The organism is Paraburkholderia aromaticivorans, from assembly GCF_012689525.1.
Lineage (GTDB): Bacteria > Pseudomonadota > Gammaproteobacteria > Burkholderiales > Burkholderiaceae > Paraburkholderia > Paraburkholderia aromaticivorans_A.
In genome coordinates this window covers 1,546,759-1,564,072 of the sequence record NZ_CP051514.1, presented here as the reverse complement: position 1 = coordinate 1,564,072, position 17,314 = coordinate 1,546,759, and the positions used below count along the sequence as shown (strand labels likewise).

At 60.2% G+C, this 17,314-nt stretch carries 16 protein-coding genes; 11 read left to right on the top strand and 5 right to left on the bottom strand.

Annotated elements, in window-relative coordinates; all coding sequences use genetic code 11:
* Positions 1-197 precede the first annotated feature (197 nt).
* The 8 genes from HF916_RS07345 to HF916_RS07310 all read left to right on the top strand — a co-directional run bounded on the left by HF916_RS07345 (position 198) and on the right by HF916_RS07310 (position 8,243).
* The gene (locus HF916_RS07345; RefSeq protein WP_168788327.1) at positions 198-1,319 is read left to right on the top strand and encodes a porin; all 1,122 of its coding nucleotides are present in this window, start codon (positions 198-200) and stop codon (positions 1,317-1,319) included.
* 28 nt (positions 1,320-1,347) lie between these two features.
* Positions 1,348-1,728, top strand: coding sequence for a BON domain-containing protein (locus HF916_RS07340; RefSeq protein WP_168788326.1), 381 nt, complete (start codon positions 1,348-1,350; stop codon positions 1,726-1,728).
* A 42-nt stretch (positions 1,729-1,770) separates the two neighbouring features.
* Entirely contained in the window at positions 1,771-2,310 is a 540-nt protein-coding gene (locus HF916_RS07335; RefSeq protein WP_206001824.1) for a hypothetical protein, read from the top strand.
* Positions 2,300-2,587, top strand: coding sequence for a hypothetical protein (locus HF916_RS07330; protein WP_240975171.1), 288 nt, complete (start codon positions 2,300-2,302; stop codon positions 2,585-2,587). Before HF916_RS07335 ends, HF916_RS07330 begins: the two co-directional genes overlap by 11 nt.
* A 349-nt stretch (positions 2,588-2,936) precedes the next feature.
* Positions 2,937-3,782 carry a TauD/TfdA dioxygenase family protein gene (locus tag HF916_RS07325; protein ID WP_431311364.1) on the top strand — a complete coding sequence of 282 codons (846 nt, stop codon included), beginning with the start codon at positions 2,937-2,939 and terminating at the stop codon, positions 3,780-3,782.
* Positions 3,783-3,918: 136 nt separating this feature from the next.
* A complete protein-coding gene (locus HF916_RS07320) occupies positions 3,919-4,779 on the top strand; it encodes a GntR family transcriptional regulator (RefSeq protein ID WP_168788324.1) in 861 nt (286 codons plus the stop codon).
* Positions 4,780-5,722: 943 nt separating this feature from the next.
* The gene (locus tag HF916_RS07315) at positions 5,723-6,901 is read left to right on the top strand and encodes an MFS transporter (RefSeq protein WP_431311393.1); all 1,179 of its coding nucleotides are present in this window, start codon (positions 5,723-5,725) and stop codon (positions 6,899-6,901) included.
* A 133-nt stretch (positions 6,902-7,034) separates the two neighbouring features.
* The gene (locus tag HF916_RS07310) at positions 7,035-8,243 is read left to right on the top strand and encodes a CaiB/BaiF CoA transferase family protein (RefSeq protein WP_168788323.1); all 1,209 of its coding nucleotides are present in this window, start codon (positions 7,035-7,037) and stop codon (positions 8,241-8,243) included.
* Positions 8,244-8,359: 116 nt separating this feature from the next.
* Here HF916_RS07310 and HF916_RS51975 read toward each other — a convergent pair whose 3' ends face one another.
* Positions 8,360-8,872, bottom strand: a complete 513-nt coding sequence (locus HF916_RS51975; protein WP_431311363.1) for a hypothetical protein — start codon at positions 8,870-8,872, stop codon at positions 8,360-8,362.
* A gap of 33 nt (positions 8,873-8,905) precedes the next feature.
* Positions 8,906-9,946, bottom strand: a complete 1,041-nt coding sequence (locus HF916_RS51970; RefSeq protein WP_431311362.1) for an alpha/beta fold hydrolase — start codon at positions 9,944-9,946, stop codon at positions 8,906-8,908.
* A gap of 256 nt (positions 9,947-10,202) precedes the next feature.
* Here HF916_RS51970 and HF916_RS07300 point away from each other — a divergent pair, with 256 nt between their 5' ends.
* Positions 10,203-11,237, top strand: coding sequence for an IS630 family transposase (locus tag HF916_RS07300; protein WP_206001810.1), 1,035 nt, complete (start codon positions 10,203-10,205; stop codon positions 11,235-11,237).
* A gap of 212 nt (positions 11,238-11,449) precedes the next feature.
* Here HF916_RS07300 and lhgO read toward each other — a convergent pair whose 3' ends face one another.
* Both lhgO and glaH read right to left on the bottom strand, forming a co-directional pair.
* Positions 11,450-12,730, bottom strand: coding sequence for an L-2-hydroxyglutarate oxidase (lhgO, locus tag HF916_RS07295; RefSeq protein WP_168788321.1), 1,281 nt, complete (start codon positions 12,728-12,730; stop codon positions 11,450-11,452).
* Positions 12,727-13,662, bottom strand: coding sequence for a glutarate dioxygenase GlaH (gene glaH, locus HF916_RS07290; RefSeq protein ID WP_240975169.1), 936 nt, complete (start codon positions 13,660-13,662; stop codon positions 12,727-12,729). The genes lhgO and glaH overlap by 4 nt, the downstream gene beginning before the upstream one ends.
* Positions 13,663-13,761: 99 nt before the next feature.
* On the opposite strand from glaH, the gene HF916_RS07285 reads away from it, so the two are divergent.
* Entirely contained in the window at positions 13,762-14,691 is a 930-nt protein-coding gene (locus tag HF916_RS07285; RefSeq protein WP_168788320.1) for a LysR substrate-binding domain-containing protein, read from the top strand.
* On the opposite strand, the gene HF916_RS07280 is transcribed toward HF916_RS07285, so the two are convergent.
* Positions 14,688-15,722, bottom strand: a complete 1,035-nt coding sequence (locus HF916_RS07280) for an AraC family transcriptional regulator (protein WP_168789049.1) — start codon at positions 15,720-15,722, stop codon at positions 14,688-14,690. The two genes, HF916_RS07285 and HF916_RS07280, sit on opposite strands and share 4 nt — an antisense overlap.
* Before the next feature lie 178 nt (positions 15,723-15,900).
* Here HF916_RS07280 and HF916_RS07275 point away from each other — a divergent pair, with 178 nt between their 5' ends.
* A complete protein-coding gene (locus tag HF916_RS07275; protein ID WP_168788319.1) occupies positions 15,901-17,247 on the top strand; it encodes an MFS transporter in 1,347 nt (448 codons plus the stop codon).
* Positions 17,248-17,314 lie beyond the last annotated feature (67 nt).

The window sequence follows — 17,314 nt, the reverse complement described above, 5'->3', positions numbered from 1 at the left end:
CAGGAAGGCCCCGGAATCGTCGGGTGATCGTCAAGTCACGCACCCCGTCCAAACTAGCGGGAGGATCTTTCGCTACAAGGACCTGCGCATGCGCCGGTTGCGACGGAAGTGGGGCGGCGACGTCGCCGCGCCATTCGGTAACAGGCAGGTATCCGGCCGGGCTCGCTCGGTCATCATAAAAAGCAGAGGAAACGTCAATGAAACTGAAGTGGAGCGGAGTTGCGGTACTGGCGGTATTCGCTAGCGCGTCGCATGCGCAGTCGTCGGTTACGTTGTACGGCGCAATCGATTCGGGCGTTTTCTATCAGAGCACGGCGGCGGCGTCGTTCGCGCCGACCGCGCGTAACAACGGGCACGTGTACGGCATCAAGGACGGCAGCCTCTATGGGAGTTTCTGGGGCATGAAGGGGGCCGAGGACATCGGCGGTGGCTACAAGGTCAACTTCAGGCTGCAGGGCGTGTTCAACAGCAGCAACGGCAAGCTTGGGTTGGCCGACACGACGGGCGGTACCGCGGTATTCAACCAGCAGTCGACGGTCGGCCTTTCCGGACCGTTCGGCACGTTTGACGCCGGGCGACAGTACACGCCGATGATCTACGCGATGGCCGATACCGACGTCCGCGCGGCGCAGTACTTCGGCAGCATCCTGGGCGCATGGCTCGGGCTGAACCAGGCCGCCGGCTGGCCCGGGACGAACACGAACGTGCCGATCGGCGCGCTGTACGACAGCAACGCGCTCGTCTACCAGACGCCGAAGTTCTACGGCGCGTCGGTCGCGCTCGAGTACGCGCCGGGCGGCGTGCCGGGCCAGATTCAGGGCGGCACGCGTGAATCGGCGGTGCTCAGGTATTCGAACTACGGCCTCAATCTGTCCGCCGTCTACTACAACGCCCACGACACGAACCTCGCGGCCGCCGCGCCGACCGGGCTCGACAACAACCGCTTCTACTATTTCGGCGCGAAGTACACCTTCCGCGGCGTATCGGTGTCGGCGTCGTACGGGATCGGCAAGAATCCGTCGAAGACGAGCCTCGCGGACTACGAAATGATTTCGGGCGGCCTCGGCTATCAGTTCACCCCATTCTTCAAAATCACGTCCGGCTTCTACTACCTTAAGGACCGCAACAACTCGGCGAACCATTCGAGTGAATATGCGGTGGGCGCGGAATACAGCCTGTCGAAGCGCACAATCGTCTCTGCGCAGGTCGGGTACGTCGCGAACCGCGGGACGATGAACCAGACGATCATGTACGGCCAGATCGTCGCGCCGGGCGTGTCGACCACGGCCGCGATGATCGGCCTGCGTCACAGCTTCTGATGAATTGAAATCGAAACGGAGAACAACGATGAAAACGATGAATGAACTCAGGGTGGCGCTCGGCGTTGCGGTTGCGGCGGTGTCGATCGGTGCGTGGGCGCAGGACGGCGCGTCGGCGGAGGCATCGGCTGGCACGGCCAGCGCGGCGGTCACCGCGGGCGGCGTGACGGCCAAAGCCGCGCGGCAAGCGAATCGCGCGCTGCGACGCAAGGTGTACGCGGCGCTCGCGAAGCACAAGGAGATCGACGCGGGCGACATCAGTATCACCGCGAAAGGCGGCGCGGTGCTGATCACCGGCACGGTCCCGGACGCGTCGCAGATCAACACCGTTGCCGAGGTCGCGAAGGGCGTCGCGGGTGTGACGTCGGTGACCAGCAAGCTCACGGTGCAACGGCCGTTCGGCCAGTAGTGCGGTGCACAGGCCGGCCGTTCACGTAACGAGGATCCTGTCATGAAGGTCATCTCTCACCTCGACAAGGTGCGACGCCTGGCGGTGCTTCGACAGCACCTCGACCCGTTAGCCGACTTCGAATTGTGGTTCTGGAGCACGCTGACCGCGAGTATCAATGTGTTCAACGCGGCACTTCATCTCACTGGTCTGACGCGTGACGATCCCGTGTTCTCGACCATTCCCGGCGTACACGTTGTGAAGCAACCAGATGGCAGCTACGCGCGCGAGTTGCGTGGGCTCGGCGATGTGAGCCATGTCGGTTGGCCGGAAATCGAGGGAGAAGTACCTCAGGCTATACGGCAACTCGAATACGCGTTGCATACCATCGAGCATCACCGGGATCCATGCATTCGCGGAGATCGCGCTCCAAACCATGCCATCGTCGACGAATGTGAGCAAGCGTTTACTCAAGTCATGTACGCATTCGAACGGGTGTTGAAGGGTACCAAGTATGAAAACCGAGAATCATCGGGCCAAAGCCGAGAACATCGAGACATCGCTGAGGTTTCTCGGCGAAGACGACTGGGAAATGAAAATTGAGGCCGCGATGTTGGCCGGCACACACTGGGCGAACTACGCGCTGCATCGCCGCGGCGTCACTTCAGACTGTGAGGACATCGTCCACAACTCGATGCTGGTCGTTAACATGCTGCGCAAGTATTCCCTTGCGGAAGGCGAACTGCTTGGTGCGCTGACCGAAATCGAGGAGCTTCGTCCTCTTTATGTTCGGGGAGACTTGTCAGACGGTCCTCGCGCCGCAGCGCAGGCGCTGGAACTGCTTCGGTCGATCAGCGAGCTCGCGAGGCGCGCGCCATGACTGCTTCAGCGGACAGCGTCGCGATGATTCATCCGACTATTCAAGCTCCGGTTGTGCGATCAAATGAGTGCTCACGCACTACCGACAGCGCGAGCGGCTGCGTCAATAACTCGCGATCAACCCGGCCTGCGGCGGGCGCCGCGCACGGCTACTCATACCTGCCATCGTGTTTTGCGGCCATTCCAAACCAGAGGTAGTAAAATTAATGTCGACATAAATATGGTGATCTGCTATCTTATTTGTACAGATGCAGGGCAACAATATTTCACGGTTTCGTAAAGCTGCGTCGCCACGCGGTGACGGTGGGTGAGTTGGTGAAATGCCTGCCAGATACAAGGAGATATCGATCATGATTAAAGTAGAGAGACTGACCGCTTGCATTGGTGCCGAGGTGTCCGGTGTGAGCTTGGGGGATGCGTCTCGAGATGCATCGCTGTTCGCGGAGATCAAGGCGCTGTTGCTTAAGCACCGAGTGCTCTTTTTTCGAGATCAGGACATCTCTCGGGAAGAGCATGTTTCCTTTGCGCGCCGTTTCGGGAAATTGGAAGATCATCCCGTTGCGGGAAGCGATCCGGAACACCCGGGCCTCGTGCAGATCTATCGATCGGAAGCAAAAAATCCTTACGAGAACAATTATCATAGCGATGGGCTTTGGCGGCCGAACCCATCTATGGGCGCCGTGCTGCGCTGTGTCGAGTGCCCAGAGGTTGGGGGTGACACCATCTGGGTCAACATGGTAGAGGCCTATAAGCAACTACCAGAAGACATCAAGAAGCGCATCGAGGGATTGAGAGCAAAAAGCAGCATTGAGCACTCGTTCGGTGCGGCAATGGATCCGGAGGAGCGAAGAAAACTGGCGGTGCAGAACCCGGAGGTGGAGCACCCTGTCGTGCGGACGCACCCAGAGACTGGCGAAAAGATTCTATATGTCAGCAGCTTCACGACGCATTTCGTCAACTACCATACGGTTGAAAATGTGCGTTACGGATTGGACAAGACGCCGGGTGCGAGCCTTCTGCTCAGTTACCTGCAGAGCCAGGCATCGATCCCTGAGTATCAGGTTCGTTTCCGGTGGAAGCCGAACAGTATTGCAGTCTGGGACAACCGGCCCACGCAGCACTACGCGGTAATGGATTATTGGCCTGCTCCGCGCAAGATGGAGCGAGCAGGAATCGAAGGCGATAAACCATACTGACAGTTTGCTTGTCCTGGCGAGGTTTGAGTGGTTCGGGCTCCAGCGGGCGGCCAGGGAGTTTTTGTCGACATTACAATGCCGGAGACTATAATGATCAAAGGATTAAATTCGACGAAAATTGATTCCACTATCCGCCATGGCCCGAAATAAAACGCAAAACCTTCCCGATCTTTCCGCGCTCCTTACGCCCAAGAATTCACTGATGCTGGCAGTCGAGCGGGCGGTGCTGCGCGGGCAGGACTGGGCGTATGCCTCGGTGCCGATTGCCGAGCAGATTGCTGCCCGGCTGGCTGGAGTTATTACGCTTGACCTGGTGAAGTCGGGGCAACGCTTGCTGGAGAAAGATATCAGCGAGGTGCTGCACGTCAGCCGCGCTCCAGTGCGCGAAGCGATGCGGATACTGGAGCGGGACCGCCTGGTTGAGTTTCAGGCCAGGCGTGGGGCGATCGTTACGGCGCCCGACGAGAATGAGCTTCGGGACATTTTCCGCGTGCGCAGCGTGCTTTACGTCACGATGTTGGAGCAGGTGGCGCGCGAAAGCCCAGCCGAGTTCGAGGCGTTACTGACCGCGCATATGCCCAAGCTAACCAAGGCGGCCGAGGAGTCGGTGGACGCCTATGCCGTGGAAAGCTTCCTTCTGAATTTCAACACGGTCGATCTGTGCCGCAACCGGCTTCTGGTCGATGTCCTGCACTCCATCTCATTGCGAACCCTGCGCTATGTCCGTCTGGGATTTGTGGCTAAGCCTCAATCGGTTCGCGCTTCTCTAAAAGTTTGGCACGCGCTGCAGAAGGCCGCGATCAAGCGGGACAACGAACTACTGCTTTCGCTTGCGGCCTCGCGCCTGGACGACGCGAGAGATGCTGGCATTCGCGCAATCGCTGCAAAACCGGCGGACAGTCGGCGTGTCCATGCCCCAAAGGCGGCGCAGCCCGAAGTACCGGCCGCCTCTAAAAAGCGAGTCGCTCCCCGCGTGCTTAGGACGGTTGAATCCTGATTACTCGGCGTTCCATCGTTTGGAACGTCGCGTCGTGTTTTCCACTGGCGGCGGCCCGTCTATCGTGGCCGCGATGTCGCATGAATTGATTGGGACGTTCCCTCCATAGTTGGAATGCGGTGGAATGTCATGTCGTAGGAATCGACTTCGCTTCCCGCTCATTCATCCTCTCCTCGACGTTGGGTACGCTCACTCAGGAGCAGACACTGCATGCCAGCCCCTCCGGCTGTTTGCTACGCACCGGTGCGGGGATCTTGCGCCCGAGTCGTCGACCAACTGGTCGGCGCGTAACGGGCATCTGTCGTTCTTCTTCAGCGAATCCACGAAGCGCTTCAGTTCACACGTGACATACCAGACGTCCATCAGGACCAAACGAAACGGCCGGCGTTGACAATGGCCCCAAATTGGTCGGCATGTCGCGCACGTGATTGCGTTTCGTCGTGCCCTCAATATCGCGAACCTCAGCTTCGCTTCCGGTTTACGTCGCTTCGCAACAACTCGTCTCCACGTTCAGACGTGATGCTTCGCGTGCGTCTAATAATTAATGTCGCCAAAAATAATTCTCAGTGCTATCCTGAAATCAGTGTCCATCGTCTGGAGCTTTGCGGCCGCGGGGGAGGCTCTGGCGTAACACTTTCATCAAGACGTCTGAAATAAGCGTCGAAATCCAAAGCGCGCACGGCGACACAAAGAAAGCGTCCGGCGATGCTGACGGTCAGCAGAAACCACTGCCGGTCTTGCCGTAGGGGTCTTGCTTCACACTGGCCAGACGACATCAAGCGGCACGATTCAGTATGAATTTAGTGAATCATCGGAGGAGACAGAATTGAACCTTTATACAAGTAACGTAGTGCCGGCCAAGTCGGCGGCGGTTACCAGTGGCGCCCGAGCCTACGCGTGGGTGGTATTTGCATTGATGTTTTGCCTCTTGCTGTCTGACTACATGTCGCGGCAGGCGCTCAATGCCTTGTTTCCGATCTTGAAAGTGCAGTGGCAGCTTACCGATACAAAGCTCGGTTCGATCAGCGGCGTGGTGCCGCTGGCTGTCGGCGTGCTGACCCTGCCGTTTTCCATAATCGCGGACCGTTGGGGGCGTGTCAAAAGCATTGCAGTGATGGCCGCGCTGTGGAGCGTTGCCACGCTCGGGTGCGCGATTGCCAGCAGCTACAACGAGATGTTCATCGCGCGCATCTTCGTTGGTGTCGGCGAGGCCGCTTACGGAAGTGTCGGACTCGCGATGCTCATGAGCATCTTTCCAAAGCGTCTGCGCTCCACCATTGCCGGCGGCTTTACGTCTGCCGCTGCCTTTGGGTCCGTGCTCGGCGTTTCGCTTTCCGGCGTCGTTGCGACTCACTTTGGCTGGCGCTGGTCAATGGGTCTGATGGCGATCTTTGGTTTGGTGCTGGTGATCATTTACTTCTTCGTCGTGACGGAAAAAAGGCTCGCGCATGCGCATGCGGACAATGCGAGCGGAACGCCGGTGTCCGAGCGTCTGAAACTGACGCCCCGAGCGCTTTTGTCCGGTCTGTTTCCGTCCCGTTCCGTCTTTTGTGCGTACCTCGGCAGCGCCCTGCAGATCTTCATTCAGGGCACGCTTTTCGTGTGGCTGCCCAGCTATCTGAATCGCTACTGGGACATGCCTGTCAGCAAGGCAGCCGTCGTGGCGGCCGGCCTTGTCCTTGTCAGCGGCATGGGCCAACTCCTGTGCGGTGTGATCACAGACCGGATCAGCAGGGACTCGTCGCTTAAGCGGTGGAACATGGCCATTGGTTATTGCCTCGTGCTAGGCATCCTGCTGGCGGTCGCGTTCCGCTTGCCACCGGGCAATCTGCAACTCGCGCTCCTTGCGCCCGCGGTGTTTTTCCTTGCCAGTTCGTTCGGCACGTGTAGCGCGATTATTGCTGGGGCCACACCGCCAGCTATCCATGGCTCGGCATTTGCCACGCTGACGCTGTTCAACAATATATTAGGCCTCGCGGCTGGTCCCTTTTTCACCGGTGTAGTAGCGGACGCGGTGGGTCTTCAAGGCGCGTTGCGCTTGCTTCCGCTCGCAGCAGTTCTGCCCTTCACGGTGTACCTAATTGGCCGGTGGTGTCACATCGCGGAAGCGCGACGCGGCTGAGCGTGCTGCCGACGTGGCAAATCTCATCGGCTGAACGTTTTCTGATGTCCATGTTCTGGGTGGTCCACCTTGATGGGCCAGCTACATCGCTTACGCCGGGTGAGCCAGAAACTCCTGCAAATACGGACTTGCTATGTCAAACCTGAATCCATCGCTGCCGCTCGCGGGCGTGCGCGTGCTCGATCTTTCCCGCGTGCTGGCGGGCCCGTGGTGCGGCATGGTGCTGGGCGACCTCGGCGCCGAAGTCATCAAGGTCGAGCACCCGAAACGCGGCGACGACACGCGCGATTGGGGCTTGCGCATCGGATCGACCGAGACGGCCTATTTCAATAGCGTCAACCGCAACAAGCGCTCCGTGAGCGTCGACCTGCAAACCGCCGAAGGCCAGCAGATCGCCCGGGATCTGGCTCAGAAGAGCGACGTCGTGATCCAGAACTTCAAGTTCGGCGGGATGGAGAAGCTGGGTCTCGGATACGAGCAACTGAAGCAGAACCACGAGGATCTGATCTACTGCTCAATTTCCGGCTACGACCGCACGGGACCGGAAGCCGCACGTCCCGGCTACGATCTGGTGGTTCAGGGCGAGGCCGGGCTGATGGCGCTCAACGGCGAGGCCAAACAGCCCCCGTTGAAGTTCGGGATTGCCGCAGTCGACATGTTCACCGGGATGTACTCGGCCCAGGCCATTCTGGCGGCGCTCTTCGAGCGTCAACGAACCGGCGGGGGACACCACATTGAAATGGCGCTGTTCGATTGCGGATTGATGATCACCTCGTATTGCGGGATGGAAGCGCTGATCTCGGGCGAGGACACGCCGCGTTACGGAAACGCGCATCCTTCAATCGTGCCTTACGGTGTGTTCGATGCCGCGGACGGGTCGCTCGTCATCACGGTCGGCAACAATAACCAGTTTGAGCGCTTTTGCCGCGACGTGATCGAACGGCCCGATCTTGCTGAGGACGATCGCTTCAAGACCAATATCGGCCGCGCCGCGAATCGGGCGGTGCTGGTGCCTGAAATCGATCGCGAGATCGGACGGAGAGAGCGCCGTAGTCTGCTCGATCGTCTGACGCAGGCCGGCATTCCATGCGGTGAAGTTCTCGGGCTCCACGAAGCGCTGACCTCGAAGCGCGCAAGGGATGCCGGACTCGTGACGACGCATCCGCATCCGGAGGTTGGCAGCACGCAAGTCCTCGTTCCGCCCTGGCGCTTCGACGGCGCGCGCTTGCCGGTACGAAGCGCGCCGCCTCGACTGGGGGAAGGCACGGACGACGTGCTCCAGACGTTGCTCGGGCTGTCCAGTGAGCAGCTTTCCCGGTTAAAGACTGACGGCGTCATTTGACGTCGCGCGCGGACGCAGCATTACGCCTCCTGACTCTGGAGGCGCTGTCGATCGCCATCGAGAACGCTCAGGCGCAGCAGCGCTCGGCCTAAAGGCCTTTGCCGGTCACGTGCCCATCACACTTCCGGCGGGTGCCTCGCGACGTAGCGCCCCGGCGCGGGCTCGATCGGCTTGTATTTCCGATTGCCCGCCCGCTCAGGCGCTTTGATCTGTTTGCCCGCATGCGGTTTCAGCCAGTTCATCCAGTGCGTCCACCAGCTTCCCGGCTGCGACTTCGCCGTCGCAAGCCATGCCTCAGGGTCATCGCCGAGCGTGCCGTCGGTCCAGAAGCTGCGCTTGGTCTTCGATGCCGGATTGATGACGCCCGCGATATGTCCACTCGCGCCAAGCACGAATTGCGTCTCGCCGCCCACCAGTTGCGTCGAGCGATACGCGCCCCGCCACGGCACGATGTGATCTTCCTGTGTGCCGAAGATATAGCTCGGCATGTCGATTCGTCCGAGGTCCCCCGGCGTGCCGCACATCGATAGCTGCCCTGCCTTGCACAGGTTATTTTCCAGGTACATGTTGCGCAGATAGCAGGCGTACATCGGCCCCGGGAGGTTAGTGCCGTCGGCGTTCCAGTACAACAGGTCGAACGCTTGCGGCGCACCGCCCTTCAGCTAGTTGTTGACGACATACGGCCAGATGAGATCGTTGGCGCGTAGGGTCTGGAAGACAAAGCCGAGTTCGCCACCCGAATAAATGCCGCCGCGTCCGATGGTCTGCTCGCGCTGCGACACGCCTTGTTCGTCGATGAACACACCGAGATCGCCCGGATCGCTGAAATCGAGCATGGTCGTAAGGAGCGTGAGACTTTCCACCGGATCGTCGCCCCGCGCGCGCAACACCGCGAGCGCCGACGACAGGATCGTGCCGCCCACGCACCAGCCGACCGTGTTGACCTTGTCAGCACCGCTGATCGCGCGACCGACCTCGATCGCCTTGATTGCGCCTTTTTCGAGGTAGTCGTCCCAGGTGATGTGGCCCAGGTGCGCGTCAGGGTTGCGCCATGACACGAGGAACACGGTCTGCCCCTGTTCGCACGCGAAACGCACGAACGAATTCTCCAACTGGAGGTCGAGGATGTAGAACTTGTTGATGCAGGGCGGCACGATCACGAGCGGCCGCTCGGCGACCTCGTCGGTGTGCGGTGCGTACTGGATCAGCTGGAACAGTTCGTTCTCAAACACCACCGAGCCTTTTGACACGGCCACGTTGCGGCCTACCTCGAAAGCAGTTTCATCGGTGATCGAGATCCGGCCGCGCTTCAGGTCTTCGAGCAGATTGGCGAAACCGGCACGCACGCTCTCGCCCTGCGTCTCTAGCGCGGTTTTCATCGCATCGGGGTTGGTGGCGGCGAAGTTGGCCGGGCTCATCGAGTCGATGAACTGGCGCGCGTAGAAACGCAGCTTGTGCTTTTCCTTCTCACCGAGGCCCGCCGCTTCGACCATGTCGTTGAGCAGGCGCGAGTTGAGCAGGTATGTCTGTTTCAGAAGGCTGTACCAGGCATTGTTGTTCCAGGCCTCGGCGCTGAATCGCCGGTCGCCGCGCTCGGGCTGGACGGTCGGCTCCGGGGTTTTTCCGGTAGCGCTCGCGACCATGCCCATATACAAGGCCATCTGCTGCTGCCAATAATGGGCTTGCGCCTGGGCCAATGCCAACACCGGCACCGGCGTGCTTCCTGCACTGGCGGTGCATAACCGCTCATGCCGGTGAAGGCGTGCAGCAGGCTCTGCCCGGATTTGAAGAAACCCTGGACGAACTCGTCCGGCATATTGAACGGAGAAGCCATGCTATCTCCTGAGTTACGTCGTCAGCATCTCTTCCTCAGCAGTCGCTAAGTAAGTCGACAATTTGAGAAACTTACGGAGTGTGCTCGGGTCTCATCGGTCATGAGATAAGTCGATGGACGGGATCATGAAGCGAGACGGACGGAAATTCGACCATCAGACGCTGGAGGAAATCCGGCTCATGGCCATCGAACGGGTACGCGATGGTGAGCGGGCGTCAGAAGTGATCGCCGCCTATGGTTTCAATCGCACGACAATTTACAAGTGGATTCAGGCGAGCCTGCGCCCGGGTATGGGGGTCAAGGCATTGCGCTCGAGGCCAGCGACGGGGCGTCCGCGTAGCCTGACGCCCAGGCAGGAAGGACAGGTGTTTCGTTGGGTCAATGGCCGCGATCCGCGTCAGTACGGTCTGGACTTTGGCCTGTGGACACGTGCTGTCGTGGCCGAACTGGTCAAGCAGAAGTTTGACGTGAAGCTGGGGTTGACGGCTATCGGCGAACTGCTGGCGAAGCTTGGATTGACGCCGCAGAAGCCGCTGCAACGCGCCTACCAACGCGACCCGCAGGCCGTCGAGAAATGGCAGCGGGAAACCTGGCCGGCCATCGCCCGGCAAGCCAGGGCGCAAGGAGCTGAGGTCTTCTTCTGGGACGAGTCGGGGTTTCGCGCAGACACGGTGCATGGCAAGACGTGGGGCGTACGCGGCCAGACGCCGGTGGTCGAACGCCCGGGACAACGGCAAGCCATCAGCGCGGCGTCGGCGGTGAATGCCAAGGGGGCATTCTGGTTCTGTACCTACGAAGGCGCGCTCAACGCTGAACTGTTTGTGGACCTGCTAAGGCAGATGATGCGATCGCGCAAGAAGTCGGTTCATCTGGTGCTCGATAGCCTGCCCGCACATAAGAAGGCCATCGTGCACGAATACGTCGCGTCGACCAACGGCCGGTTGACCCTGCACTTTTTGCCGGGCTACGCCCCCGACCTGAATCCTGATGAACTGGTCTGGAGTCACGTAAAACGCACCGGCACAGCAAGACGTCCTTTGCGCAAGGGCGAAAAACTGCGCGAGCGTATCGACGAGCAACTCACGAGAATCAAGAAACTGCCTCATCTTGTCCGTTCATTCTTCCAAGCTCCATCTGTCGCCTATATTAGCGACTGCTGAGTAACTCCCTCCTGACGGCGAGAGTTCCGACTGACGAGCTTCTGAATTGAATGGGTCAAGCCTCAGATTCCTGTACCGACTCAATATAGCGCGGCTTGAGTCGCAGTATGCACCGTGCGCACTGGCCGCGACCCAAAGTCATACGTATGGCGCACGGCATGCACAGGCTCGCCCCTTCGATCTCCAATGCAGAAGGTCGCTTGGCCGTGTGCTTACCCGATCGCCAGACCATGTACCGGGTCTGGAGAGTGCGGACGGGTAAGAGGAGCAAGATCGAAACGCTTGTCGAACTCGTCGACGAGATAGGCGCCGATGGGCAGCGCAGAGGTTGCCGCCGGAGAAGGCGCGTTGCATACGTGCAGGCTACGCTGCGACGAACGGATCAGGAAGTCATGCACCATGCTGCCGTCCGCCATCACGGCCTGCGCGCGTACGCCGGACGGGTAAGGCTCGAGGTCGGACAGTTCGAGTTCCGGACAGTATCGGCGGCACAGTTCGAGGTAACCCCTTTTCCACAGCGAGTTGCGCATCTCGATGAGCCCCGATGCTCCATGTGTTCCAAGCATCTTCCAGAAGCCCGGGAACGCTGCCATGCCGGCGAGATCCTTCAGATTTGCGTCGCGCCAGCGATAGCCCTCGCGCGCCAGCGCCAGCACGGCGTTTGGACCCACTGTGACATATCCTCCGATCATTCGCGTCAGGTGCACGCCGAGAAAAGGCAGCGCGGGATCTGGCACCGGATAGACCAGGTGCTTAACGACGTCGTTCTTCTCCGCCGGCAACCGATAGTATTCGCCGCGAAACGGCACGATCCGAAAATCGAGGTCGACATTGCACATCTTCGCGAGGCGATCCGCCATCAGGCCCGCGCAGACGATGGCGTGCTTTGCCCGGAAGCGTCCGCCCGACGTTTCCGCGGTAATGCCGTTTTCGTCCTCGTGGAGTGCGTCGACACGCTGGTTCAGCAGAATCTGCGCGCCTTGCTCCTGCGCGAGTCGGGCCATCGTCGTGGTCATGCCCGGATAGTCCGCGATGCCGCTCGCCGCCACGCGGATCGCCGCGCGACCCGCGATGCGCGGTTCGAGCTCCCGCAACGCCGCCTCATCGAGCATCTGCGGTTCGAGCTGGTTCTGCTCGCAACGTGCGTACAGCGCATTCAGCCTTTCGACTTCGACGTCTTCGGTCGCGACGATCAGCTTGCCGCATCGCTCGACCCGCACATCATGGCGGCGGGCGAATTCATAGGTCGCGGCGGCGCCTCGCCTGCAGAATTCGGCCTTGAGGCTTCCCGGCGCGTAATACACGCCTGCGTGGATCACGCCGCTGTTGTGACTGGACTGGTGAGCTGCGAGTGAGGCCTCCTTCTCGAGCAGCAGCACGCTGAGGCCCGGATGACGTTCGATCAGTTGCATGGCCGTCGACACGCCGACGATGCCGCCGCCCACGATGAGGACATCTGCGTCATAACCGCGGTGATGCTGGACGATTGTCATTTTGCGAACTCTCCGCGTTGGCGCATCAGTTCACGATGAAGTGCAGGATGCTTCTGGAACGGCGCCCGACCGTGCAGCCAGAAATAGTTGTTGAGGACCACGAGGTCGCCCACGGGAAGCGGTACTTCGCGCGTCGCGGACGAGGCTTCCATCGACGCCGACAAGTCGTGCAGATAAACCGCTTCGGCTGATGAACGGGGTTGCACGAATTGATCGATGAACGACATCGCGAGACCGTACTCGCTCTGGAAGAACACAGGGCGTTCGATCTGCGCGTCGACGTTCTTCGAACCGGGCGCCTTGTAGAGAAACGGCCGGGTGCCGAGTGGATCGTCGAGGAACGTGTCGCGCTCGCTCCAGTCGTCGATATGCATGAAGCGCGACTCGCCGCCGACCGCGTTCTCTTCCGCGAACTTCATCATGAGCAGCCATTCGGTCGGCTCGTCGACAAAGGTTCCGTCTGTGTGCAGCGTGAACAGGCGGTATGCCTGACGCAGGTAGGAGTCGCTATTGTCCGTGTCCTTCACGAGGAAGCGCGCGTAGTACGTGCCGGACATGGCATCGTGATTCGCCGGTCCAAGCAGGAACCCGACTGCCGTTCCGAAAAGGACGAAGTCGCGAGGGTCGGTGGTCGCGTCCAGGACGCCCAGCGTGAATCCGCCGGTGGATCGGTCCCGCACGAGTTGCCGAAGTGCGGAGGCGAAACCGTCGCCGACTGCGCGCTCGAGCGCGTCCGCAACCATAAAGCGCATGAACGGCACGTATTCGAGGTTCTGGAGATCGATGTCTTTGACTGAAGAGAAGAACTTCTGCAACGCGTCACGTTGCACCGTGATATGACGCAGACGTTCGTGATGCGGATGACGCTCGATCGAAAACTTCAGTTGCGAATCGACCGCTGCGGCCATCGGCAATGCTGTGACGGAGCTCATGAAGGGGTCCTTGGGAAGAAAGTATGTCTATTTGACTCCTTATCTGTGATTCGTTAAACACGTATAAACTGTGTTTTTGTTCGTAAATTGAGATTAAAAATGATCGATAGCCGGCAACTCAAACTATTCGTTGCGTTGGCCGAAGATTTGCACTTCGCTCGCACAGCCGACCGGCTCGATATCGCACAATCGGTGCTCAGCCAGCAGATCAAGAGGCTTGAAACCGATCTCGGCGTACGGTTGCTCAACCGCAACAAACGCGCGGCGATCACGCTGACCGATGCGGGGGACGTTTTTCTGGTCGAAGCCAAGGCCGCACTGCGACAACTGGAGCGCGCCGACCGCATCGGGCGTCTGGCAGCAAGAGGAGAAGCAGGTCACGTTGCGCTCGGCTATATCGGCTCGGCCGTTACGACCGGGCTGCTGCCCGATACGCTCAGGGCATTCAGGATGGCGAGCCCGGACGTCCGCATGCACGTCGTGGCGATGGAAACACCGACGCAACTGGAACGTTTGTCGGATGGGACCATCGATGTCGGTTTCATTCGGCCCCGCGCGCACTATCCCGACGGGGTCACAGCCAAAGTCGTTCAGAGCGAACGCCTGCTGATTGCTCTACCGGCGGACAGCCCACTCGTGCGCGTGAAAGCCGTGAAGGCTGCCCAGTTGCGGGGGGTGTCATTCATTGCGCCACAGTTCAATGAGGCGGCCGGCTTCGCGGAAGATCTCGCCAGACTCGGCCGCGTCGGAGGGTTCGATGCGCAACCGGAGTATCGGGTCAACGATTTCATTACTGCGGTCAGCATGGCGTCGGCGGGCTACGGCGTAGCCCTCGTACCTCAATCCATCCAGGGATTCGCTCAACCCGGCGTGGTATTCAAACCTTTAAGCGACTTCGAAGATCAGGTCGAAATCGCGGTGGCATTTCGTGTTCGCGAACATTCGCCTTGCGTGCGGGGGTTCATCGATACAGCGCTGTCATACGGCGGCCTCACGAAGCGCCAGGGGACGCGCCGCACGACGCGTTAGAGAGCCTCGTCTGTCGTCTGTCCGTGCACTGCGCCGCGCGTCGCCCGGCTTTCCTTGGCGCTGCAACCGAATTGCGTGTGATACCAGCGGGAAAATGCGCTCGGTGCGGAAAAACCGAGCAGGGTCGCCACCTCGGTCAACGGACGATCGCTCTCGATGACATGACGCGTGCTGAGTTCCTTGCGGATGTCGTTGACGATCGACGAGAAGCTCTGCCCCTGTTCCGAGAGCCGGCGCTGGACCGTGCGGCACACCACGCCGAGGTGCTCGGCCACCTGTTCGATGCCGCAGCGTCCACTGGGTAACAGCAGCAGGATCGTGCGCCGCACGTCCTCAAGCATGGTTGCCTGCTGCGACATGACAGACGCGTCTAGCAACTGCTGCGCGTAGCGCGCCATCGCCGGATCGGCTGACGGGTTGCGTGCGTCGAGATCGTCCTTCGCGCAGATGATGCAGTTGAAGTCATAGTCGAACTCGACGCAACTGCCAAAAAACCGATGGTGTGTACTAGCGTCGCGCGGCGCCGGATGTTCGAAGCATACCCGCCGCGGCTGCCAGTCGTTCTTGAGGAGCTGGCGTATCAACTGCACCATGACACCTAGCGCCAGTTCAACCCTTTGGCGCGTGGGCTGATGCGCACTGCCAGCAATGACCACCTCGCGAATGATGACCAGTTCGCCGCATTCCTCGACCGCCAGCGACAGCGCACCGTTGAGCAGGGCCTGGTAGCGCATCAGCATGTTGAGCGAGTCGCGCAGCGTCGCCTGGTCGCGGATCAGCAATCCTACCGCCCCAAGGTTCGACAAGAGGCGCGACTCGGCCATGCACAGTCCGAAACTCTCGTTGCCTGACAGGGTTGCGGACGCCTGGAGCAGTTGTCCGACACGCTCGACCGGAATCATGAGGTCCGGCTCGCGCAGTAGGCCCGGACTTAATCCCGCGTCAAGAAGCATCCGCACCGGGTCCAGTCCGGCTGCACGAGCGACCTCACTGTAGTTCGTTAAGCTCGCAGCGCGGACAAGTGTCGACATCGGAAAACTGAATAGAAGGTTGGCACAAAATGATAAGTCCGTGTCATGTAATGTCAAGCGGGGGAAACCCATCACACCCACACTACCAAGCTTGATTGGTCCGATCGACAACCGGACCGTCTGAACACGCGAGGCGTCAGGACCGTGGCCGGTATTTCAAAAATGTTAGGAGACGAGCATGCACGTGATACCCGATGGCCCGGAGGCTCGCAACAACGACGACTACCTGACGAACAGGCGGCAAGCCTGGTTTGCATTTGCGCTGACCTTCGCGCTCATGATGTTCGATTTTATCGACCGACAGGTGATCGTCTCGTTATTTCCTCACATCAAGAGCGAATGGCATCTGAGTGACAAGCAGTTGGGTTCCCTGGTTTCCATCATCTCCATCGTCGTCGGGGCGGGCGGATTGCCGGTAGCACTGGTGGCCGACCGCATGGGCCGTGTGAAAAGCATCGTGGTGATGGCGATTGCATGGAGCCTGGCCACTATCTCGTGCATGTTCACGGCCAATTACAGTCAATTGTTTGTCGCGCGTGCGATGGTGGGGGTTGGTGAAACCGGCTATGGCTCAGTAGGAGCGGCCCTTATCTCGACACTGTTTCCGAAGCGCTTGCGCAGCGCCGTGCTCGGCGCCTTCTTCGCTGCTCCATCGCTGGGTTCAGTGCTCGGCGTGGTGTTGGGCGGCATGATCGCGGCCAGGTGGGGCTGGAAGGCCGCCTTTGGTGTGGTCGGTGTACCTGGGCTCGTGCTGGCATTGCTTTATCTGCTCGTGCGCGACTACAAGACGGTGGCACTGACGCCAGCCTCGGACCAGGTGACCCAGTCGCTGGGTGGGACGCTCAAGCACATCTTTGGCACGCTGGCGCGCACGCGCACGCTGCTGTGGCTTTGTGCCGGAGCGGCGGCAGAATTGATTACCGTGTCGGCCATCTGGTCGTGGCTGCCCAGCTACCTGAATCGTTTCCACGGCATGGCCCCGGAGGCTGCGGGCAAGGCCGCAGCGGCGGTGGTATTGGTCGGCGCCTTTAGCTGCACGTTCTGGGGCATTGTGGTGGGACGCCTGGCAGTTCGCACACCGCGCAACAAGCTGCCCGCGCTGTCCGTGCTGTGCCTGGTCACATCGGTGATCTTCATGGTGGCTTTTGGCGGCACATACACGGGCGATGCACAGTTCAAGCTGATCCTTTTTGGCGCTTTTTTCATGAACTGCACCGTCGGTGTGGTTGCCGGCGTTGCGATGGACGTCATTCACCCAGGTGTGCGCTCTACCGGCGCGGCCGTCCTTTCCCTGTTTCAAAACGTGTTTGGCCTGGCCGTGGGTCCGTTCCTGGCGGGTGTCCTGTCCGACCAATGGGGTTTGCAGCACGCACTGACATTGATTCCTCTGTGCAGCGTATTGGCCGCGGTGTTTTTTGTCATCGCAATGCGCAGTTACGACGCCGATGCGGCCCGGATCTCCGATGTGAAGCTGGATGTGGCGCCAGCCCTCGCCGGCACCCTGAGAACCGGCGCTGCGACCTGATTTTCGGGTATTGGCGCAAGGAGACGCTTCGAACAAGCGGAGTTATTGGCTTACCGAAAGAGAATGG